Here is a 21372-nt window from a genome sequence, read left to right as displayed (position 1 = left end):
ACGGGCAAGAATGTCCGCGTCAGCGCGTCGTGACGCCGTCCGCGATGTCCAGCTCCAGCACCGTCATCCCGTCGTCCCCGGCGCGGTCGGCCAACTCGCGCGCGATGCTCGCCGTTCCGAGCACGAGCACGGTGGGTCCGGCGCCCGAGACCGTCGCGGCGTGCCCGTGTGCGCGCAGGGTCTCGACCCATCGCGACGTCACCGGCAGGGCGGAGGCCCGGTAGGGCTGGTGCAGGCGATCCTCGGTGGACACCATCAACAGATCGGGTCGCGTCGTCAGGGCCACGACCGCGAGCGCGGATCGGCTCGCGTTGAACGCGGCGTCGCGGTGCGGAACGAGGTCGGGCAACAGTCCGCGCGTGTGCGCCGTGGACGACCGTTCGGTCGGGATGAGCACCGTCGCACCGATGTCCGGGTGCACGTCGAGACGGGCGGCCGCATAGGCCCGCGGCCCCTCCGGCGGGCCGGACTCGCGGCTCCAGGACACCACGGCGCCGCCGAGCACGCTGGCCGACGCGTTGTCCGGATGACCCTCGAACTCGGCGGCCAGCTGCACCATCTGCTCGGGCGACAACGCGAGAGCCGGATCCAGGGACGCCGCGAGGCAGTTGGCCGCGGCGAGCCCACCGACCACTGCCGACGCCGACGAGCCGAGGCCGCGAGAGTGAGGAATCCTGTTGTGGCACCGTACTTTCAGACCGTCCGCCCACACGCCGGCCGACTCGAGACCACGCTCGATCGCTCGCACGACGAGATGCGACGGACCCCACGGAACCTCGCGCGCACCCTCACCGTCGACCTCGATGTCGAGCCCGGACTCCGCCACGGTGACGACGACGTCGTCGAACAGACCCAGGGCGAGCCCCAGTGTGTCGAACCCGGGTCCGAGGTTGGCACTGGAGGCAGGCACGCGGGCGTGCGCCACCGTCCCGGTGGTGAGTGTCCTCGTCACGTCGGCCGGCCCGGCCACTATGCCGACTCGGGAGCAGCCGGGTTCACCGACGACCACGGCGCCACAGTCGATTCCGCCATCGAGATCCCGATCATTCGGACGTTCCCTCGAGTCGGAGAACGCTGGTGACGGCGGTGACGATGTCGAGTTCCTTCAGCGCGTCCACGGTGGCCGCCAGAGCCGAGTCCTTGGCGCGGTGCGTGACGACGACGAGACGGGCATGCTTACTCGCGCCCTCCTGGCGCACCGTGGAGATGCTGACGTCGTTCTTGGCGAACTCGGCCGCGACGGCGGAGAGCACTCCGGCGCGATCCGCGACCTGCATGTTGACGTGGTACCGCGTGGGGGTGTCCCCCATGGGCGCGACGGGGAGCTTGGCGTACGTCGACTCCCCGGGTCCACGGCCGCCGTAGAACTTGTTGCGCGCCGCCATCACCAGGTCGCCCATGACGGCGGACGCGGTGGGAGCGCCGCCCGCACCCTGGCCGTAGAACATGAGCCGTCCCGCGGCCTCGGCTTCGACCACGACGGCGTTGAAGGCACCCGACACCGAGGCGAGCGGGTGCGACAGCGGTACGAGCGACGGGTAGACGCGGACGGAGATGCGGTCGTTGCCGTCGTCGTCACTCACACGCTCGCACAGCGCGAGAAGCTTGACGGTGCAGTCGAACGCACGCGCGGTGGCGATGTCCGCCGCGGTGATCGAGGAGATCCCTTCGCGGTGTACGTCGGCCGAGGTGACCCGCGTGTGGAACGCGAGCGAGGCCAGGATGGCGGCCTTCGCCGCAGCATCGAAGCCCTCGACGTCGGCCGTCGGATCCGCCTCCGCGTATCCCAGCCGTCCCGCCTCCGCGAGCGTGTCCGCGTAGTCCGCACCCGTCTCGTCCATGGCCGAGAGGATGAAGTTCGTCGTGCCGTTGACGATGCCGATGACACGGTTCACCCGGTCACCGGCGAGAGACTGCATCAGCGGCCGGACCACCGGAATGGCCCCTGCCACAGCGGCTTCGAAGTACAGGTCGGCGCGGTGGCTCTCGGCGGCATCGGCCAACTCACCGGTGTACTCGGCGAGGAGTGCCTTGTTGGCCGTGACGACCGACTTGCCGGCGTTGAGCGCGGCGAGGATCAGTTCGCGGGCCGGCTCGATGCCGCCGAGCACCTCGACCACCAGGTCGACGTCGTCGCGCGCGACGAGTGCGCGCACGTCGGTGGTCAGCAGTTCGGGGTCGATGCCGCGGTCCTTGCCGATGTCGCGCACCGCGACTCCCCGTAGCACGAGCGGCGCACCGACGCGGGCGGTGAGATCGGTGGCGTGATCGAGCAGGATGCGCACGACCTCGCTGCCGACGTTCCCCATACCGAGGACGGCGACGCCGATCGGCTTGTCCACGGGACTGACGAAGGCCGCGGCCTCCGATGACACTGACGATTCTGGAGCGGTCACCGGTCTACCTCCAAGCTGAGCAGGTCGTCGAACGTTTCGCGGCGGAGTACCAGCCGCGCTTGCCCGTCCCGCACGGCGACGACGGCCGGACGGGGCAGAAGGTTGTACCGGGACGACATCGAGTAGCAGTACGCACCCGTCGCGCCCACGGTGAACAGGTCACCGGGACCGAGATCCTCAGGCTGCCACGTGTCGCGGATGACGATGTCGCCACTCTCGCAGTGCTTTCCGACGATCCGGGCCAGAACGGCCGGAGCCTCCGACGTACGCGACGCGAGGCGGCCGACGTACTCGGCTTGATAGAGCGAGGTCCGGATGTTGTCGCTCATGCCCCCGTCGACGCTGATGTAGCGGCGCGTGTGGGTGCTGTCGACGGTGACGTCCTTGACGGTGCCCACCTCGTACAGCGTCACGGTGCCGGGTCCCGCGATCGCACGTCCGGGCTCCACTGCCAGTGTCGGAGTAGGGATCCCGGCGGCCGCCGACTCGGACTCGACGATGTGGGCGAGCTTGGCGGCCAGATCCTGCACGGGGGGCGGGTTGTCCCCCGGCACGTAGTGGATGCCCATGCCGCCGCCGAGATCGACCACGGTGATCTGCGAGGTCTTCTCGGTGCCGAACTCGGCCTTGATGTCGCGCAGCAACCCGATCACGCGGTGAGCCGCGAGCTCGAACCCGTCGACCTCGAAGATCTGGGATCCGATGTGCGAGTGCAGGCCGACGAGGCGCAGATTGCCGGTCTCGAACACCCGACTGACGGCCCGGAGCGCGCTGCCGTCGGACAGGCTGAAGCCGAACTTCTGGTCCTCGTGGGCGGTGGCGATGAACTCGTGCGTGTGTGCCTCGACCCCGACGGTGATGCGGATCAGGACGTCCTGCACCGTTCCCGCCGCGGCAGCGACCTCGTCGAGCCGGTCGATCTCGATCATCGAGTCCAGCACGACGTGCTCGACACCGGCGCGCACTCCCGCCTCCAGTTCGGCCCGTGACTTGTTGTTGCCGTGCATCGCGATCCGGTTCGCCGGGAAGCCCGCGTTCAGTGCGATCGCCAGCTCGCCGCCCGAGCACACGTCGAGGGACAGACCCTCGTCCGCGACCCAGCGAGCGATCTCCCCACACAGGAAGGCCTTGGACGCGTAGTGCACCCGCTCGGGGGCACCGAACGCCTCCGCCATCTCGCGGCAGCGCGACCGGAAATCGTCCTCGTCGATGACGAACAGCGGCGTGCCGTACGTGGCGGCGAGTTCCGTCACCGGAACACCGGCCAGCGTCACGACGCCGTCGTCACCACGAGCTGCGTTCCGGGGGAACACCTTCGGATGAAGGTCCGTGAGTGCCGCGCTGTCCGCCGGACGCTCCGGGGTGCCGGGGCCCGACTGCTCAGCGTGCCGCGGCCCGGCGGGATGCGCGCTCACATCTTCTCCGGTGCACTGACACCGAGCATGGCCAGGCCGTTGGCCAGGACCTGCCGAGTGGCGTCGCCCAGGGCGAGCCGCGCTGTGTGGACGGGCATCGGATCCTCGTCTCCTCGGGGAAGTACTCGACACGCTCCGTAGAACCGGTGATAGGCACCCGCCAACTCCTCGAGGTACCGGGCGATCCGGTGGGGTTCGCGCAGCCCCGCCGCACTGGCGACGACGCGGGGGAACTCCCCGACGGTACGGACGAGGTCACCTTCCGCGGCATGGGTCAGCAGCGCGAAGTCGGGATCCGCGGCGGAGACGCCCAGCTCCTCGGCACCGCGGGCGAGAGAACACAACCGGGCGTGAGCGTACTGCACGTAGTACACCGGGTTGTCGTTGCTCCGGCTCGCCCACAGCGCGAGATCGATGTCGATCGACGAGTCGACCGACGACCGCACCATCACGTACCGCGCGGCGTCGATCCCGATGGCCTCCACGAGGTCGTCGAGAGAGATCACCGTGCCCGCACGCTTGCTCATCTTCACGGCGACACCGTCGCGGACGAGGTTGACCATCTGACCGATGAGCACCTCGACGGTCGCCGGATCGTCACCGAAGGCTGCGGCAGCGGCCTTGAGCCGACCGATGTAGCCGTGGTGGTCCGCGCCGAGCATGTAGATGCACAGGTCGAACCCGCGAGATCGCTTGTCCTGGAAGTACGCGATGTCGCCGGCGATGTACGCGGCGTTGCCGTCGCTCTTGACCACGACGCGATCCTTGTCGTCGCCGTACTCGGTGCTGCGGAGCCACCAGGCCCCGTCCTTCTCGTACAGGTTGCCCGAGGATTTCAGCGTCTCCACAGCGCGCTCGACCGCGCCGGACTCGAAGAGCGAGTTCTCGTGGAAGTACACGTCGAAGTCGGTGCCGAACTCGTGCAGGTCCGACTTGATCTTCGTGAACATCGCGTCGACGCCGAGGGCTCGGAACACCTCCTGCCGCTCGTCGTCGGGCAGACCCATCACGTCCGGTCGCTGCGTGACGACGGCCGCGGCGATCTCGGCGATGTACTCGCCCGCGTAGCCGTCCTCCGGAGCGGGCAGACCCAGCGCCGAGGCGACCAGCGAGCGTGCGAACCGATCGATCTGCGCGCCGTGATCGTTGAAGTAGTACTCGCGGGTGACCGCGGCACCCCGCGAGGTGAGGATGCGCCCCAGGGCGTCGCCCACCGCGGCCCAGCGAGCGCCGCCCAGGTGCACGGGACCCGTGGGGTTCGCCGAGACGAACTCCAGGTTGATCGAGGTACCGGTGAGCTCGTCGGACCAGCCGTAGCGATCGTTCTCGCGCTGCACGCGCTCCACGATGGCGCCCTGAGCGGACTTCGCGAGCCGGATGTTGAGGAATCCGGGACCGGCCACGTCGACGGCCTCGACAGCGTCGGCACCGGCCAGAGCGTCCGCGAGCCAGGTCGCCAGGTCGCGGGGGCTGACGCCCGCCTTCTTGGCCACCTGCATCGCGACGTTGGTCGCGTAGTCGCCGTGCTCGGGATTGCGCGGGCGGTCCACCGTCACCGTCGCGGGCAACACGGCAGGATCGAGTCCGTGCTCGGTGAGCACGGCCGCTGCGGTGGCATGCAGCAGTTCGGCGAGGTCGGCGGGAGTCACGGGGCCTTATCCTATGGTCTCGCTGCACAGCACCCCGACCGCGGTCACCGGTGGGTCCGACGGGAGCGCTTCAGCGAGGGCTCAGACTCCCTCCGTACAGTGGGGCTGCCTCGAGTACGCGGCCACTCATCTCCTCGATCGAAAGAGCGCTCCGACCATGCCAAGCGGTTCCGACAAGAAGTCAGCCAAGGCCATCAAGGCTGCCAGCAAGACCGGCACCCGGAACAAGGGTGGTGTCCCCTCCAGCGTGGGATCGGGCAAGCGGCGCCAGATCCCGTGGCTGACGGTGGCGGCATCCGTCGTGGTCATCGCGCTGATCGGCGCCCTGGCCTGGAACCTGGTGCCCAAGTACCAGGACCGCGCCGAGGCGCAGCGCTTCGCTCCCACCGAGGAGAACCAGGACCCGTCGACCGGCATCGACGGCGTGGTCACGCAGGACTATCCCGCTGCGCTGCACGTCACCGGCTCGCAGCGTGTCGCCTACGACCAGTCGCCGCCGTTCGGTGGCCCGCACGACCAGGTGTGGGCCAACTGCATGGGCACGGTCTACCCGGACGGCCTGCGCACCGAGAATGCCGTGCACTCGCTCGAGCACGGCGCCGTCTGGATCGCCTACAACCCGGACGACCTGAGCGAGGACCAGATCTCGACGCTGGCCGCCAAGGTCGAGAACCAGCAGTACATGCTCATGTCCGCCTACCCCGGACTCGACTCCCCGATCTCCCTGCAGTCGTGGGGCCACCAGCTCAAGCTCGACAGTGTCGACGACCCCCGGATCGACCACTTCATCGCCGCACTGCGCCTGAACCGCTACGCCTACCCCGAGGTCGGCGCGAGCTGCTCCACGACGCCGGAGACCTTCGACCAGGACAACCCGCCGCCGTTCGACGGCAGTGCACCGGGCCCCGACGCGGTGCCGATGAGCGGCGAGGGCCTGACCCCCGACGCCTCCGAGACGGGTGCGGGTCAGCTCCCGGGCGGGCTGGGCCTGCCCACCGACGGCCTGCCCACCGACGGCGCGGCAGTGCCCACACCGTGAGCGTGACGACGGAGGAACGGCCCACGGCGCAGCGGAGTCAGCGATCGGCCCTGCTGGTCCTGGGCGCGGTGGCCCTGCTCGTCATCGGGTTCGCCGTCGGCTTCCTCGCGCAGACCCCGTTGCGGGACGATCCGGCACCCACACCGGGCGCCGATTCGGTCGACGTCGGGTTCTCGCAGGACATGACCGTGCACCACAACCAGGCGATCGAGATGGCGACCATCGCGCTCAGTGGCGCCTCCGATCCGCTGGTCAAGAATCTCGCGTACGACATCCTCACGACACAGCAGAACCAGGCCGGGCAGATGCAGGGCTGGCTGGCGCTCTGGGACGCCGCTCCGTTGCCGACGGGCGGCTACATGGGCTGGATGACGGAGGACGGAGGACACTCCATGTCCGGCTCGTCGATGTCGTCCATGTCCGGGTCCGGCTCGTCCACCGGTCCCGTGCAGACCATGCCGGGTATGGCGAGTACGCAGGACATGACGGCGCTGCGCGCCGCCACCGGTCCGGCACTGGACGTGCTGTTCCTCCAGTTGATGCTGCGCCACCACGAGGGTGGTCTGCCGATGATGGAGTACGGCGCGGTGCACGCGGAGACGCCCGCGGTGCGCAATCTCGCGCAGACGATGGTGAACACCCAGACCTCGGAGGCTCAGCTGATGACGCAGATGCTCACCGAGAAGGGTGCTGCTCCGCTCTGATCGCGTGATGCGCTACTGTTGGCACCGCCCGAAACGGCACATCGGAGTTCGGTCCGGTGCGCCCCCGTAGCTCAGGGGATAGAGCGTCCGCCTCCGGAGCGGAAGGCCGCAGGTTCGAATCCTGCCGGGGGCACCCATCACTCGCCCGGTGCGAGCACCGTCAGTCGTTCGCCAGGAGCGCCGTCATCACGGCGTCGGCCGTCAGCCGGGCCGTCGGTTTCCTCGCAGGCGCCAGGTCGTGTCCCGCAGCCTCGATCGTCACGATGGTCACCGCTCCCCCGATCCGCGTCGTGTGCTCGCGCAGTTCGTCGCCGGTGGCGAACGGGTCCCGCGAGCCGTGCACGATCACGGTCGGAGCGGCGATGCCCGGGAAGTGCTCGGTCCGCAGGGTGTCCGGCTTCGTCGGCGGGTGCAGCGGATAGGACAGTGCGAGAAGAGCGTCCGCGATGTCGGGGTCCTCGGCGAGGAGCATCGAGGCCTGACGGCCGCCGTAGGAGTGACCCCCGACGATCACCGGTCCCCGCGCATCCAGCGCCCGCACCGCGGCGGCGATACCGGCACGATCCGCGGCGGCGCCCGCTCGGTTCGGAGGGCCCTTGGGCCGAGCCTGACGAAACGGGAGATCGATCCGCGCCGTCAGTACCCCACGGTCCGCGAGCTCGGTGGCCACGGCCACCAGAATCGCTGCGTCGCAGTTGCTTCCCGCACCGTGGGCGAGCACGGCCGTCGCGACGGGTGCGCCGGCAGGTTCGTGGACGAAGCCGTGGATCCCGTCGGCCCGCCACTCCCGCACCGTTCCCTCCGTCATGCCGCGACCGTAACGCAGAACGGGCACCGACCACAGTGGTCGATGCCCGTTCTTCTCGTGCGTCCGGCGTCAGGGAACCTGAGTGAGCCCCACCGTCGGGAAGAACGCGCAGGTCTTGCCGTCGTGCGAGACCTGGCCGAAGATCGCCGACAACACGGTGCCCGAGCCCGTGGCGACGGGTGCCAGGCGGACACCGGCGTTGGGGAACTTCGAGAGGTTGTTCGTCAGCAGGTCGCGTCCGATGGAACGGAACGGCTCACCCAGTGGCTCGATGATCTCCGCGAGGACGACGTCGGTGAGACCACCCATGTCGGCGAAGCCACCCTTCAGCGTGGTGACGTTGAACCACGCCACCTGCATGCCGGACTTGTTCGCACCGTCGTTCACGATGCCGCCGGGCGCCGGAACGAAGGCGTACAGCGTCTCGCCCGGATCGGCGATCGTGGTGTCGATCCCGGGCAGTGTCGGAATGGTGACACCCGGCACCTTCGGCGTGTACGGGCCGGGAGCCGAACCGGCGACCGCGGGCACGATGCCGAGCGGCGCACCCGGGAGCGCGGAGCAGTTGATCGCGGCCGTCGGGTAGAAGAACGGCGTGAGACCGAAGCCGCCGAGCAGTCCGTTCGCAGCGTCCAGCAGCGCCAGCGGGTTCGTACCGGCGGGCTCCGCGACATCGACCGACGGTGCGGCACCCAGCACGGCGCGCGCCGCCTCGAGGGCGACGTCCCCCGACGCAGCGGATCCCTCGAGAGTGGCCAGCGCCTGCTGGAACGGGTCCGGAGCGGGTGCCGGATCGGCAGAGGCGACGGCCGGCAGCGCGAGCGCTCCGGCGCAGGCGATGGCCAGGGCGGCCACCGTTCGACGAGGCCGACGGAATGTACGCATGCATGCTCCTGAATGGCTCGGGGTCGACGATCTCGGGATCGAGATGCGCGTGCGGTCCCGTGGGAACCGTGTGGTCCGATTCGATCACGGGTTTCGTCAGGTCACGGTCGTCGAGACTGCATTGATACCAAAGTGTCGCATGATGCAGATGTGACGGATGTGGCGATCGACTCGGTCGCGCGCCGAGTCGATCCACCGTGCGAACGTGGGAAGATCGACCCATGTCGTCAGCGCCGAAGCTTCCGCTGGACCCCATCGCGGAAGCTCACCGTCAGTGGATCCGCCACGGATGGTCGGACGCCGCCGACGGCATGGCCGCGGTCACGTCCATCATGCGCGTCCAACAGATCATGATGGCGCGCGTCGAAGAGGTCCTCAAACCCACGGGGCTGACCTTCGCTCGCTACGAGTTGCTCACCCTGCTCACCTTCACGAAGACCGGCGCCCTGCCGATGGCGAAAGCCAGCGCACGCCTGCAGGTCCATCCCACCTCGGTGACCAACGCCGTCGACAGGTTGGAGAAGGCGGACCTGGTCACGCGGGTACCGCACCCCACGGATCGCCGCACCACACTCGTCGAGATCACCGAGGCGGGACGGCAATTGGCGGTCAAGGCGACGGAAGATCTCAACGACCGCGTGTTCGGGCTCCCCGGAGTCGCGGGTGCGGATCTGGACAGACTGGTGTCCATCCTCGCAGGGGTCCGGCGGCGCGCCGGGGACTTCGACGACGAGGACACGTCCGGCTGGTGACAGCAGAGATCCGGTGCCACTCCCCTCGCTCGGGCGAGGAGTGTCGCACCGGATCTCGGTACGGCCGGATCAGCGGTGGCGGAACACCGGCTGACGCTTCTCGGTGAAGGCGGTCATGCCCTCGGTCTGATCGTCGGTGGCGAACGTCGAGTGGAACAGGCGACGTTCGAACCGAACACCCTCCGCCAGAGTCGATTCGAACGCCCGATTCACGGCTTCCTTCGCCATGACAGCGATGGGCAGCGACTTCGCGGCGATCGTCTCGGCCGTCTCCAGCGCATCGGCGAGCAGATCGGCCGCCGGCACGATCCGCGACACGAGCCCTGCTCGCTCCGCCTCCTCGGCGCCCATCTTGCGGCCGGTCAGACACATCTCCATGGCCTTGGCCTTGCCGACGGCACGGGTCAACCGTTGGGAGCCACCGATTCCGGGGATCACCCCCAGAGCGATCTCCGGTTGGCCGAACTGAGCCGTGTCCGCTGCGATCAAGATGTCGCACATCATGGCCAGCTCGCAACCCCCACCGAGGGCGTAACCCGCCACGGCGGCGATGGTCGGTGTGCGCACTGCGGCGAACGCGTCCCACTCGGAGAAGAAGTCCTGCGTGTAGACCTCCATGTAGGTCTTGGACTGCATCTCCTTGATGTCGGCACCGGCCGCGAACGCCTTCTCGGAACCGGTCACCACGATCGCCCCGATCGCCGGATCACGATCGAACGCCACGGCAGCCTCGACCACCTCGGTCATCAGCTGAGAGTTCAACGCGTTCAGCGCCTTCGGCCGGTTCAGCGTGATGACGCCGACGCGGCCCCTGGTCTCGACCGTGATCGTCTCGAATTGCTGCGTCTCCACTTTCGGCGTCCCGACGTCGCTCACGCGGTACCGCCCGAACGCTCACGGATGTCCTGCACGATGCCGGAGAAGTCCCTGTCCCCGTGCTCGGCGGCGTACGCCTCGTACATCGCCGAGGCCAGCATGCCCAGCTGCGCCTCGACACCGTTGGCGCGCACGGCCTCCGACACGAGACCCAGATCCTTGCGCATCAACGCGGCGGCGAATCCCGGCGTGTAGTCGTTGTTCGCGGGACTCGTCGGCACCGGTCCCGGAACGGGACAGTTGGTGGTCAACGCCCAGCACTGTCCCGATGCCGTGCTGGCGACGTCGAACAGTGCCTGATTGGTCAGCCCCAGCTTCTCCCCGAGCACGAAGGCCTCGCTGACGGCGATCATGGAGACCCCGAGAATCATGTTGTTGCACAGCTTGGCCGCCTGGCCGTTGCCGCTCTGTCCGCAGTGCACGATCTTGCGACCCATGAGCTCGAGCAGCGGATTCGCCTCGGCGACGGCAGCGTCGTCGCCCCCGACCATGAACGTCAGCGTGCCCGCGGTGGCTCCACCGACGCCGCCCGAGACGGGAGCGTCGACGGCGCGGTGGCCCGCGGCCCGCGCGACGTCGGCCGCCGTACGGGCATCGGCCACGTCGATGGTCGAGGAGTCGATGAACAGCGTGCCGGCGCCGGCAGCGGGGACGACGTCGGCATAGCAGTCGAGGACGTGCTTGCCACTGGGCAACATAGTCACCACCACCGAGGCACCCGCCACGGCGTCGGCGGCCGACTCGGCGACCGTGATGCCCTTCTCCCGCGCCTGGTCGAGCGAGGCGGGAACGAGGTCGAAGCCTCGGACGTCGTGGCCGGCCGCGGCGAGGTTGGCCGCCATCGGCCCGCCCATGTGCCCCAGCCCCAGGAAGGCGATCACGATGCTCACGATTGTGGTCCTTTCGAGACGGAGTCCGCCGCAGCGGATGTCAGACCCAACTCGGCGTCGCCGAGCGGTGCGAAGAAACGATCGACGTCGGAGGTGGTGACGTCGTCGAGATGGGCAGGCCGCCAGCGCGGTCGACGATCCTTGTCCACCACCTGCGCGCGGATGCCCTCGACGAGGTCGGGGCTGTCCAGGCAGGCGATGGACACGCGGTACTCGTCGTCGAGGACCTCGTCCAGCGACGACGCCGCGGCCGCGCGGCGCAGTGAGCGGAGCGTGACCGCCACCGACGTGGGGGACTTCGCCTCGATCGCGTCGGCCGCAGCGACGGCCTCGTCGCGGCCGTCGGCACGTAACCGCGCGACGATGCTCGCCGCGTCGTCGCCCGTGTAGGCCGCGTCGATCCACTCACGCTGCGCCGCCAGAGCCGACTCGGGAACGGGCGAGACGAGCGACAGCGCGGTGTCGACGGTGCCCGTGTGCAGGGCCTCGACGAACGCCGGCAGATCCTCGGTGGGCACGAAGTGGTCGGCGAATCCGGCAGCGACGGCGTCGCCCGCCGTCATGCGTGCGGTGGTCAACGCGAGGTGGGTGCCGATCTCGCCGGGCGTCCGGGCGAGGAGATACGTCCCGCCGACGTCCGGAACGAAGCCGATGCCGACCTCGGGCATCGCGACCTTCGACTTCTCCGTCACGATACGGACCGTCGCGTGAGCGGAGATACCCACTCCGCCGCCCATCACCGCACCGTCCATCAGAGCGACGATCGGCTTGCCGTACCGGTTGATCCGCGAGTTCATGACGTACTCGTCCCGCCAGAACTTCGCGGTGGCGGACCCCGTCGGCCAGTTCTCGCCCGCCTTCGCCTTCGCGTCGTCGTGGATCGCGACGATGTCGCCGCCGGCGCACAGTCCACGCTCACCGTTGCCGGTGATCAGCACGGCGCGCACCGACGGGTCGTCCTCCCACCGCACGAGAGCCGCGTCGATGTCGCGCACCATCGCGTGGCTGAGCGCGTTGATCGCGCGCGGCCGGTTCAGGGTGACCGTGGCGACCCCGCGGTCGACCGTCAGCAGGACGTCGGAGTTCTCCGCGGCGGTGTCGCTCACGCGGCACCCACCACCGATCGGGCGATGACGATTCGCATGACCTCGTTCGTTCCTTCCAGGATCTGGTGCACTCGGAGATCGCGGACGATCTTCTCCAGACCGTACTCACTGAGATAGCCGTAGCCACCGAGCAACTGGAGCGCGTCGTTGGCCACGGTGAACCCCACGTCGGTGGTGAACTTCTTCGCCATCGCACACAGCTGCACCTTGTCGGGAGCATCGGCGTCGAGAGCACTCGCGGCCCGCAGGAGCAGGACCCGGGCCGCCTCGAGATCTGTCCGCATGTCGGCCAGGCGGAACTGCAGTGCCTGCGCGTCGAGCAGCCGTGATCCGAACGCACGACGGTCGGCGAGGTAGGACACCGCGGCGTCGAACGCCGCCGTCGCGCCGCCCAGCGAGCAGGCCGCGATGTTGATGCGACCGCCGTTGAGGCCGTTCATCGCGATGCGGAACCCGTTGCCCTCGCCGCCGAGCAGATTGTCGGCCGGCACCGTGACGTCCTCCAGGATCACCTGGCGGGTGGGCTGCGCGTTCCAGCCCATCTTGGCCTCGTTGGCGCCGAACGACAGTCCCGGCGTGTCCTTCTCGACGACGAACGCGGAGATGCCGGACGGGCCGGGCCCGCCGGTGCGTGCCATGACGACGTAGACGGCGGACTCGCCGGCACCCGAGATGAACTGCTTCACGCCGTTCAGGACGTAGGTGTCCCCGTCGCGCACCGCCTTGGTCGACAGCGCGGCCGCGTCGGATCCGGCGCCCGGTTCGGTGAGGCAGTAGCTGCCCAGGGTCTCCATCGAGCACAGAGCCGGAAGCCACTGTCGCCGTTGATCGTCGGAGCCGTAGGTGTCGATCATCCACGCCACCATGTTGTGAATCGACAGGTACGCGGCGATCGACGGATCACCTGCGGCGAGCTTCTCGAAGATCCGCACGGCGTCGACGCGGCGCAGACCGGAGCCGCCGACGTCCTCGGCGATGTAGATCCCGCCCATACCGAGAGCGGCGGCCTTGCGCAGGACGTCGACCGGGAAGTGCTTGGTCCGGTCCCACTCCACGGCGTTCGGAGCGAGGAACTCCGCGGCGAAATCCGCTGCCGTCTCGCTGATCGCGCGCTCGTCCTCGTCGAGCGCGAAGATGTCCGCCACCGTCAGTCCATCGTCGGGATGACGAAGTGGTTCTGCGCCACAGCTTCCTTGCGGCCGCTGGGCCACCGCTGGGTGACCGTCTTGGTCTTGGTGTAGAACCGCACCGAATCCGGGCCGTGCTGATTGAGGTCGCCGAATCCGGACCGCTTCCAGCCACCGAAGGTGTGGTACGCGATCGGCACCGGAATGGGAACGTTGACGCCGACCATGCCGACGTTGACCCGCGCGGTGAAGTCGCGCGCCGTGTCACCGTCGCGCGTGAAGATCGCGACACCGTTGCCGTACTCGTGAGCCGACGGCAGGCGCAGGGCCTCCTCGTAGTCGGCCGCACGCACGATCTGCAGCACCGGTCCGAAGATCTCCTCCTTGTAGATGCGCATGTCCGTCGTCACCTTGTCGAACAGCGTTGCGCCGGTGAAGAACCCGTTCTCGTGGCCGGCGAGGGAGAAGCCTCGGCCGTCGACCACCAGGTCCGCACCCTCGTCGACACCGATCTGCACGTAGTCCGTGACGCGCTGGACGGCCTCGGCCGTGATGAGCGGTCCGAAATCGCTGCCCGCGTCGTCGCTGCGTCCGACGCTGAGCTTCTCGACGCGCTCGACCAGCTTGGCGCGCAGGGCCTCCGCGGTCTCCTCGCCGACGGGCACGGCCACGGAGATGGCCATGCAGCGCTCACCCGCACTGCCGTAGCCGGCACCGATCAGCGCATCGGCCACCTCGTCGAGGTCGGCGTCGGGCATGACGATGGCGTGGTTCTTCGCTCCGCCGAAGCACTGGGCGCGCTTGCCGTGCGCCGCCGCCGTCTCGTAGATGTACTGGGCGATGGGCGTGGAGCCGACGAAGCCCACCGCGCTGACGCGGGGGTCGGTCAGGATCGCGTCGACTGCTTCCTTGTCACCGTTGACGACGTTGAAGATTCCGGGAGGGCCACCGGCCTCGAGGAAGAGTTCGGCCAACCGCAGCGGCACGGAGGGGTCCCGCTCGGACGGCTTGAGGATGAACGCGTTGCCGCAGGCGATGGCGGGCGCGGCCTTCCACAGCGGGATCATCGCGGGGAAGTTGAACGGGGTGATGCCGGAGACGACACCGAGAGGCTGACGCATCGAGTACACGTCGATACCCGTTCCGGCACTCGCCGTGAACTCACCCTTGAGCAGATGCGGGATGCCGGTGGCGAACTCGACGACCTCGAGTCCGCGCTGGATGTCGCCCTTGGCATCGGCCACGGTCTTGCCGTGCTCGGACGAGAGCAACTGTGCGAGCGGCTCCATGTTCTCGTTGATCAGGGCCAGGAAGCGCATCAGGACGCGGGCACGCTTCTGCGGATTCTGCAGCGCCCACTCGACCTGCGCCTCCTCGGCGTTCGCCACGGCCGCCTCGACCTCCGCCGTACTGGCGAGCGGAACGCGGGCCTGCACCTCGCCGGTGTTCGGGTCGAAGACGTCGGCGAAACGGCCCGACTCCCCCGCCACGTGCTGTCCACCGATGTAGTGCGTCAGTTCTCGGGTCACGGATCCACCTTCGTCGTCGTTGAGTGAGGTGATCCTATAGTCGGACGTCCACGTATGTCCAGGATCACGCCCCGCCCATCCGCCGATAGAGCGCATCGAGCTCCGCCATCGCGGACCGCACCCCGCGCTCGTCGACGTCCGCAGTCCGCAACGCGATGCGCAGCAACGACGCCTCGAGATCGTCCGACGCCGGCGAGAACAGCGGGTCCGGCAGCGCGGGCAGCGTCGTCGCGTCACCGAAGTGATCGTCCGGATCGACCGTCGCCTCCGCGTCCTCGACGAACCCGACCAGGGCATCGAGGTCGACGCCGCGCAGCGCCAGCAGGCGGGTCGGGTCCTCGTCGATCCGCTCCGCGGCGAGATACGTCAGCGCCGCGGCGTGCTTGCAGGGCCACCCGCTGTCGGGGCAGGTGCAGTCGAAATCGAGCTGCGACGCACTCGACAGCAGCAGCCGCGGCCCCAGCGCCCGTGGAACAGAGCCGGAGGCGAGCTCGGTCAGCATGCCGGGCGACTCCTGCACGTCGGACATCAGCGCGTCCATGTCGAACGGATCCAGGACAGCGATGCTCACGGACGCCGAGAACGGCTCCACCTGACTGCCCTGGACGTCGCCGTCGATCCGCCCCGGTCGGAGTTCGAGGGAGATCACCTGCCCGCCGCGGGCGTACGTCCGTCCGCGCGAGAGCCGCCCGGCGTCGGCGATCGACTCGATGGTCTCCACGAACTGCTTGCCCCACCACGTGCGACCGAAGGCGCCCCGAGAGGTCTTCGCCGCGATGCCGTCCGGGATCCGCCGCCGGGGGCCGAACTGGTCGAACTGCGCCATCAGTCGCCCACCGCGTCCTCGGAGAGCGTGAGCAGATCGCGCAACTCCCCCGTCGACAACTCGGTGATCCAACTCTCGCCGGAGCCCACCGCGAGATCGGCCAGATCCTTCTTCGTGGTGAGCATGGTGTCGATGCGCTCCTCCACGGTGCCGACGCACAACAACTTGCGCACCTGGACGTCCTTGCGCTGGCCGATGCGGAACGCGCGATCCGTCGCCTGGTTCTCCACCGCCGGATTCCACCACCGGTCCAGGTGCACCACATGATTGGCGGCCGTCAGGTTGAGGCCGGTGCCACCCGCCTTGAGCGAGAGCACCATGATCGGAGGACCGCCGGCGGACTGGAACTCCTCGACCATCGCGTCCCGTCGGCCCTTGCTCACACCACCGTGCAGGAACGGGACGGGAACGCCGAACCGGCGTTCGAGGTACGGCGCCACCATCGAGCCGAACGCCGTGAACTGGGTGAACAACAACGCCTTCTCGCCGTCGCCGAGGACCGAGTCGAGGATGTCGTCCACGAGTGCGAGTTTGCCGGAGCGGTGCTTGCCACGACGTAACACCGTCGACCCGTCGTCGAGGAAGTGCGCAGGGTGGTTGCACACCTGCTTGAGCCGGGTCAGTGCGCCGAGCACCGCACCCTTGCGCGCCATGCCCTCGCTCTCGGCGATCTGTCGCATCATCTCGTCGACGACGGCCTGGTACAGGCTCGCCTGCTCGGCGGTGAGGTTCGAGCGCACGGTCATCTCGAACTTGTCGGGCAGATCCGCGATGACCGTCTTGTCGGTCTTCACCCGTCGCAGAACGAACGGTGACGTGAGGGAGCGCAACCTGGCCACGGCGGTCTCCTCCTTCTCGCGTTCGATCGGGATCGCGAAGCGTGCCCGGAACGTGGCGGTGGTGCCCAGGATGCCGGGGTTGCAGAAGTCGAAGATCGACCGGAGCTCGTCCAACCGGTTCTCCACGGGCGTGCCCGTCAGCGCGATCCGGTGCGCCGCGGGAATCGCCCGCGCCGCGCGGGCCTGCGCCGTGCTGCTGTTCTTGACGTGCTGGGCCTCGTCGAGCACCACCCGTCGCCAGGTCTGCGCCGACAGTTCGCCCACGTCGCGGGCCAACAATGCGTACGTCGTGACCACCAGATCGTGCGAGCGCACCGCAGCCGTCAGGTCGTCCCCCGTCGCGCGATCCGGCCCGTGGTGCACCAGCACGCGCAGGGTCGGCACGAACTTCGCCGCCTCGCGCTGCCAGTTGCCCACCACCGACATGGGCGCGACGAGCAACGTCGGTGTCGCCGATCGCTCGTGCGCCAGGAGAACCAGCAACTGCAGCGTCTTTCCCAACCCCATGTCGTCGGCCAGTACCGCCCCGAGGCCGGCCGAACTCATGAAGGCGAGCCACTCCACACCGCGCTGCTGATACGGCCGCAGCGTCGCGTGCACCGAGTCGGGCACCTCCACCGGTTCCGACCGGCGGTCCGGGTCGAGCAACTTCTGCGCCCAGCCGGTGGCCTCGATCCGCTCGACGGGAACCGGCGGCGGCTTCTCGGCGGACAACTGCCCCAGCACGTCGGCGAGCGGCAGGGCGCGGTCCCGGTTCTGCTTCGTCACGTACTCGATCGCGCGGCTCAGGGCGGTTCCGTCGGCCTGCACCCAGGTGCCGCGCAGTCGCACCAGGTCGCCCTTCGTCGACGCGAGCCGGGCCATCTCCTCCGGCGTCAGTTCCATGTCGCCGATGGCCAGTTGCCAGTCGTACGAGACGATCTCGTCCAACCCCACCGCCCGGTTCTCCGCGGTGGGCGACGGCGGCGAGTCGACCTTCAGCCGCAACGACGCGTCGAGGCGACTCCACGCCCGCGGAAGCAGCACCCCGACCGACACGGCACGCAGCTTCTCGACCCCGTGCAGCACGAAGTCGGTCACCGCCGCCGTGGGCAGCAGCATGTCGAGCGAGCCGGTGTCCGTCGCCATCGAGCGCAGCGGCTCGTACGCGGCCATCGCCTCGCCGAGCTTCGCCACCGCGACCCGGAACAGTTCCGCGTCGCGCACACCCGGCGCTCCGCCACCGTGTGCACCGGGCGCGCCGCCGCGGTGCACCACCACCGGCGTCGGCGCCTCACCGTCCGGACGCAGCAACACCTCGAGCGGCCACAACGGCTCCCCGGTCTCCTCGTCGTCGTCTGGTTCGGTGAGCCGCAGGACCAGCTCGGGCTCGTCGCCGCGCAGGCTCGCCCACCACTGCTCCAGTGCCGCCTCGGAGCGAGCCGATCCCTCCTCGTACGGCTCCTCCTCGACGAGGGACCACAGGAGCGGATGCTCGACTCCGGGGCGTCCGATGACGCGGCGCACGATCGGATCCGTCACCTCGGCGAGCAGGTCGTCGAGGACGGCGCGCGCACCGCCCTCCGCACTCTGCACCGGCGGCATCGCGGCCGCCAGTTCCGCGCGCCACGCGCGCTGTGGCTCCCCTCCGACCAGTCGCCACCGCAGCCACCACTGCGACTCGAACCGCACCTGCACCGGGACCACCCGCGCGGCACGGACCCACCGCTCCACCCCGGCCACCACGAGGGCGAGATAGCGCAGATCACCGGAGATCGCGGGGTGGCGGGGCGGAACGCGCAACAGCAGTTCCGCTGCGTCCGCCGGCGCCAGCGCGATCGACGGCATCGACACCGCCACGTGTCCGCGCGGCGTCGGCAGGGTGACGTCGGCACGGTGCCGCATCCGTCGGGACATCACCTTGGCCAGGTGAGGAGGGAGCTCCGGCGTATCGGCCGAGTGACGGTCGCCGCTCGGGGCGTCGTCGTCCTCCCACAACATCAGGCCTCGACCGGGGGTCCAGAGGCCGTGGAGCATGGTGCCATCCAATCACTTCGAGGCCTGTGCAGAACGTCCCGCGTCCTGTCGGACCCACCCGGCATACTCGCTCCTCGTGACCTTCTCCTCGACCCGGCCGACGCGGCGTCTCGCGTCCGCGCTCGTCGCCGCGATGGTCCTGGCCGTCCTCACCGGCTGCTCGACGCTGCTGGGCGCGCCCACTCCCGCACCGGGCAGTCCCCCCGCGACGACGATCGAGTCACTGCTCGCGCAGGTCGCCGTCGTGGACTCCCGGCCCGACGTGCCGGGGTACGAGCGCAGTTGCAAGGCCGGGGACGGATGCGTGTTCGGTCCCGCCTGGACCGACGACTACGACGGCCCGGGCGGACACGACGGCTGCGGCACCCGCGACAACGTGCTGCAGCTCGCGCTCACCGACGTGCAGTTCCGGCCGGGAACCAACGACTGCGTCGTCGTGGCGGGATCGTTGAACGATCCGTTCACGGGATCGGTGCTGCCGTTCAGCAAGCAGAGCGCGGGCGACGTGCAGATCGATCACACCTACCCGCTGGCGGCGGCGTGGGACATGGGCGCCTGGCAGTGGCCGCTCGATCAGCGCATCCGTTTCGCCAACGACATCACGTACAACCTGATGGCCGTCTCGGGTGCGGAGAACCAGTCGAAGAGCGACAAGACCCCCTCGGACTGGATGCCTCCCAACGGCGCGTACCACTGCTACTACGCGGGGCGGTTCCTCACGGTGGCCGTCCGGTACGGGCTTCCTGTCACGGTGGCCGACCGGGACGTGCTGACCACGGTGTCGAACTCCTGCCCCTGACTCCGTCCGAACCCGAGCCGTCGCCGGAACCGTTACGCTGCCCGTCATGTCGCGTGTGTTCACCAAAGACACCCAGCTCTGCATGTCGTTGTCGGGGCGGCCCAGCAACATCGGGACCCGGTTCCACAACTACCTCTACGACGAGCTGGATCTGAACTTCGTCTACAAGGCGTTCACCACCACCGACCTCCCCGCGGCCGTCGCCGGAATCCGTGCGCTCGGAATCCGCGGCTGCGGAGTGTCCATGCCGTTCAAGGAGGCCTGCATCGAGCACGTCGACGTCATGCACGACTCGGCGTCCGCGATCGACTCGGTGAACACCATCGTCAACGAGGACGGCGTGCTGCACGCCTACAACACGGACTACCAGGCCGTCGCGGACCTCGTCCGGGAGGCCGGTCTCGACCCGTCGTGGTCGGTCGCGGTCACGGGCAGTGGCGGCATGGCCAAGGCCGTCGTCGCCGCGCTGCGGGACACGGGCTTCACCACGGGAACTGTCGTGGCGCGCAACGAGAGAACCGGACCGGCTCTCGCCGAGAAGTACGGCTACGGCTGGTCGGCCACCGCCGACGACGTCTCGGCCGACGTCCTCGTCAACGTGACACCCGTCGGGATGGCCGGCGGTCCGGACTCCGACGCGCTGCCGTTCGCCTCCGAGCAGATCGCCGCCGCTCGCGCCGTCGTCGACGTGGTCGCGGTGCCGTCAGAGACACCGCTGATCGTCGCGGCGCGCGCCGCCGGAAAGCCCGTGATCACCGGTGCGCAGGTGGTGGCACTGCAGGCCGCGGAGCAATTTGCGCTGTACACCGGCGTGCGCCTGCGCACCGAGCAGATCCAGCGGGCCTCCGAGTTCAGTCGGCGCTGAGGTCGTTCGACCAGCCGACTACTCACGGAACATTCTGGCGGTGACCTCGAGGGCGGCGCGACGTGGGAGCAACCGCACACCGGCCGACTGCAGCTTGTTGTTCACTCCGGACACCACCGAGGCCGGGGGCCGCTTGGCCGCGAGCGCCGCGAACGTCGTGTCCACGACCTGTTCCGACGTCTGCATCTTCCCGAACGCGGCGTCCTTGCTGCCGAGCACCTCGAAGAACTCGGTCTCGGTGGGACCCGGCGAGACCGCCATGACGGTGACACCGGTCCCGCGAGTCTCGACGGCCAGCGCCTCGGTGAAGCTGAGCACGAACGCCTTGCTCGCCGCGTAGACGGCCATTCCCGGGAGCGGTTGGTACGCAGCCGTGCTCGCGAGCGTGACCAGCACACCCGCGCCGTGCTCGATCATGCCCGGCAGGAACGCACGCGAGAGATCGACGACAGCAGCGATGTTCACGGCGATCTCGTTGCCGAGCGTCACCGGATCCTCCTCGACGAACGGCTGGTGCGTCCCGAATCCCGCATTGTTGATCAGCGAGTGCACCGTGATGCCGCGGTGACCGAGAGTCGCCTTCAGCGCCGATCCCGCACCGGGCACGGCGAGGTCCGCGGCGATCGGGGTGGCGGTGACACCGTGCCGGGAGGAGATCTCCGCCGCCAACTCCTCGAGGCGATCGAGTCGCCGCGCGACGAGAACGACGTCGCACCCGAGGGACGCGAAGCGTCGTGCGAAATCGGCACCCAGGCCCGAGCTCGCGCCGGTGACGAGGACGGTGGATCCGCGGAGACGCGTACGCAGTGTCGACAAGGTCATCCGCTCACTGTAGGGACCGGACGTCCGAC

At 69.1% G+C, this 21372-nt stretch carries 19 protein-coding genes and 1 tRNA gene; 6 read left to right on the top strand and 14 right to left on the bottom strand.

All coding sequences use genetic code 11. The features are described 5' to 3' along the window. Positions 1 to 19: 19 nt before the first annotated feature. The 4 genes from thrB to argS form a co-directional block, all read right to left on the bottom strand. On the bottom strand, positions 20 to 952 hold the full coding sequence (gene thrB, locus J4E04_RS05915) for a homoserine kinase (protein ID WP_222632725.1): 933 nt from the start codon (positions 950 to 952) through the stop codon (positions 20 to 22). A gap of 91 nt (positions 953 to 1043) precedes the next feature. Beyond that, the gene (locus tag J4E04_RS05910) at positions 1044 to 2396 is read right to left on the bottom strand and encodes a homoserine dehydrogenase (protein ID WP_490150151.1); all 1353 of its coding nucleotides are present in this window, start codon (positions 2394 to 2396) and stop codon (positions 1044 to 1046) included. Then, the gene (lysA, locus tag J4E04_RS05905; RefSeq protein ID WP_490150150.1) at positions 2393 to 3811 is read right to left on the bottom strand and encodes a diaminopimelate decarboxylase; all 1419 of its coding nucleotides are present in this window, start codon (positions 3809 to 3811) and stop codon (positions 2393 to 2395) included. The genes J4E04_RS05910 and lysA overlap by 4 nt, the downstream gene beginning before the upstream one ends. Continuing rightward, a complete protein-coding gene (argS, locus tag J4E04_RS05900) occupies positions 3808 to 5460 on the bottom strand; it encodes an arginine--tRNA ligase (RefSeq protein ID WP_027507232.1) in 1653 nt (550 codons plus the stop codon). Before argS ends, lysA begins: the two co-directional genes overlap by 4 nt. A gap of 157 nt (positions 5461 to 5617) precedes the next feature. Here argS and J4E04_RS05895 point away from each other — a divergent pair, with 157 nt between their 5' ends. The 3 genes from J4E04_RS05895 to J4E04_RS05885 all read left to right on the top strand — a co-directional run bounded on the left by J4E04_RS05895 (position 5618) and on the right by J4E04_RS05885 (position 7336). Next, positions 5618 to 6499 (top strand): thioredoxin-like domain-containing protein, encoded by an 882-nt coding sequence (locus J4E04_RS05895; protein ID WP_027507233.1) that lies wholly within the window; start codon positions 5618 to 5620, stop codon positions 6497 to 6499. Positions 6500 to 6501: 2 nt separating this feature from the next. Continuing rightward, positions 6502 to 7203, top strand: coding sequence for a DUF305 domain-containing protein (locus J4E04_RS05890; protein WP_027507234.1), 702 nt, complete (start codon positions 6502 to 6504; stop codon positions 7201 to 7203). 60 nt (positions 7204 to 7263) lie between these two features. Beyond that, positions 7264 to 7336: transfer RNA gene (locus J4E04_RS05885), tRNA-Arg, on the top strand. Positions 7337 to 7363: 27 nt separating this feature from the next. Here J4E04_RS05885 and J4E04_RS05880 read toward each other — a convergent pair. After that, positions 7364 to 8011, bottom strand: coding sequence for an alpha/beta hydrolase family protein (locus J4E04_RS05880; RefSeq protein ID WP_490150149.1), 648 nt, complete (start codon positions 8009 to 8011; stop codon positions 7364 to 7366). 69 nt (positions 8012 to 8080) lie between these two features. Further along, a complete protein-coding gene (locus J4E04_RS05875; protein ID WP_490150148.1) occupies positions 8081 to 8896 on the bottom strand; it encodes a hypothetical protein in 816 nt (271 codons plus the stop codon). A gap of 221 nt (positions 8897 to 9117) precedes the next feature. On the opposite strand from J4E04_RS05875, the gene J4E04_RS05870 reads away from it, so the two are divergent. Further along, positions 9118 to 9648, top strand: coding sequence for a MarR family winged helix-turn-helix transcriptional regulator (locus J4E04_RS05870; protein WP_027507237.1), 531 nt, complete (start codon positions 9118 to 9120; stop codon positions 9646 to 9648). Positions 9649 to 9717: 69 nt separating this feature from the next. On the opposite strand, the gene J4E04_RS05865 is transcribed toward J4E04_RS05870, so the two are convergent. The 7 genes from J4E04_RS05865 to J4E04_RS05835 form a co-directional block, all read right to left on the bottom strand. Next, complete coding sequence (locus J4E04_RS05865) at positions 9718 to 10500, bottom strand: enoyl-CoA hydratase (RefSeq protein ID WP_027507238.1); 783 nt, start codon at positions 10498 to 10500, stop codon at positions 9718 to 9720. 20 nt (positions 10501 to 10520) lie between these two features. Beyond that, positions 10521 to 11414, bottom strand: coding sequence for a 3-hydroxyisobutyrate dehydrogenase (mmsB, locus tag J4E04_RS05860; protein ID WP_490150147.1), 894 nt, complete (start codon positions 11412 to 11414; stop codon positions 10521 to 10523). Next, complete coding sequence (locus tag J4E04_RS05855; RefSeq protein WP_307091942.1) at positions 11411 to 12520, bottom strand: enoyl-CoA hydratase/isomerase family protein; 1110 nt, start codon at positions 12518 to 12520, stop codon at positions 11411 to 11413. Before J4E04_RS05855 ends, mmsB begins: the two co-directional genes overlap by 4 nt. Next, a complete protein-coding gene (locus tag J4E04_RS05850; RefSeq protein ID WP_222645978.1) occupies positions 12517 to 13656 on the bottom strand; it encodes an acyl-CoA dehydrogenase family protein in 1140 nt (379 codons plus the stop codon). The genes J4E04_RS05855 and J4E04_RS05850 overlap by 4 nt, the downstream gene beginning before the upstream one ends. Before the next feature lie 11 nt (positions 13657 to 13667). Next, positions 13668 to 15176, bottom strand: coding sequence for a CoA-acylating methylmalonate-semialdehyde dehydrogenase (locus J4E04_RS05845; protein ID WP_027507242.1), 1509 nt, complete (start codon positions 15174 to 15176; stop codon positions 13668 to 13670). Between the two features lie 64 nt (positions 15177 to 15240). Continuing rightward, complete coding sequence (locus J4E04_RS05840) at positions 15241 to 16002, bottom strand: SWIM zinc finger family protein (RefSeq protein WP_037187418.1); 762 nt, start codon at positions 16000 to 16002, stop codon at positions 15241 to 15243. Further along, positions 16002 to 18857 carry a DEAD/DEAH box helicase gene (locus J4E04_RS05835; protein ID WP_490150146.1) on the bottom strand — a complete coding sequence of 952 codons (2856 nt, stop codon included), beginning with the start codon at positions 18855 to 18857 and terminating at the stop codon, positions 16002 to 16004. Before J4E04_RS05835 ends, J4E04_RS05840 begins: the two co-directional genes overlap by 1 nt. 133 nt (positions 18858 to 18990) lie before the next feature. On the opposite strand from J4E04_RS05835, the gene J4E04_RS05830 reads away from it, so the two are divergent. Both J4E04_RS05830 and J4E04_RS05825 read left to right on the top strand, forming a co-directional pair. Further along, entirely contained in the window at positions 18991 to 19656 is a 666-nt protein-coding gene (locus J4E04_RS05830) for an HNH endonuclease family protein (protein WP_056448586.1), read from the top strand. 46 nt (positions 19657 to 19702) lie between these two features. Next, positions 19703 to 20521, top strand: coding sequence for a shikimate 5-dehydrogenase (locus J4E04_RS05825; protein WP_490150145.1), 819 nt, complete (start codon positions 19703 to 19705; stop codon positions 20519 to 20521). Between the two features lie 18 nt (positions 20522 to 20539). On the opposite strand, the gene J4E04_RS05820 is transcribed toward J4E04_RS05825, so the two are convergent. Beyond that, a complete protein-coding gene (locus J4E04_RS05820; protein ID WP_490150144.1) occupies positions 20540 to 21343 on the bottom strand; it encodes an SDR family NAD(P)-dependent oxidoreductase in 804 nt (267 codons plus the stop codon). Positions 21344 to 21372: the final 29 nt, after the last annotated feature.

This window comes from Rhodococcus sp. NFXS4, from assembly GCF_058139645.1.
The sequence above is the reverse complement of the archived record's forward strand: the minus strand, read 5'-3'. Positions and strand labels throughout refer to the sequence as shown.

Excerpts from the sequence above, each read along its gene's own strand:
- J4E04_RS05825 (WP_490150145.1), top strand. The coding sequence starts at position 19,703 with ATGTCGCGTGTGTTCACCAAAGACACCCAGCTCTGCATGTCGTTGTCG.
- J4E04_RS05880 (WP_490150149.1), bottom strand. The coding sequence starts at position 8,011 with ATGACGGAGGGAACGGTGCGGGAGTGGCGGGCCGACGGGATCCACGGC.
- J4E04_RS05835 (WP_490150146.1), bottom strand. The coding sequence starts at position 18,857 with ATGCTCCACGGCCTCTGGACCCCCGGTCGAGGCCTGATGTTGTGGGAG.
- J4E04_RS05895 (WP_027507233.1), top strand. The coding sequence starts at position 5,618 with ATGCCAAGCGGTTCCGACAAGAAGTCAGCCAAGGCCATCAAGGCTGCC.
- J4E04_RS05820 (WP_490150144.1), bottom strand. The coding sequence starts at position 21,343 with ATGACCTTGTCGACACTGCGTACGCGTCTCCGCGGATCCACCGTCCTC.
- J4E04_RS05870 (WP_027507237.1), top strand. The coding sequence starts at position 9,118 with ATGTCGTCAGCGCCGAAGCTTCCGCTGGACCCCATCGCGGAAGCTCAC.
- J4E04_RS05875 (WP_490150148.1), bottom strand. The coding sequence starts at position 8,896 with ATGCGTACATTCCGTCGGCCTCGTCGAACGGTGGCCGCCCTGGCCATC.
- J4E04_RS05840 (WP_037187418.1), bottom strand. The coding sequence starts at position 16,002 with ATGGCGCAGTTCGACCAGTTCGGCCCCCGGCGGCGGATCCCGGACGGC.
- J4E04_RS05830 (WP_056448586.1), top strand. The coding sequence starts at position 18,991 with ATGGTCCTGGCCGTCCTCACCGGCTGCTCGACGCTGCTGGGCGCGCCC.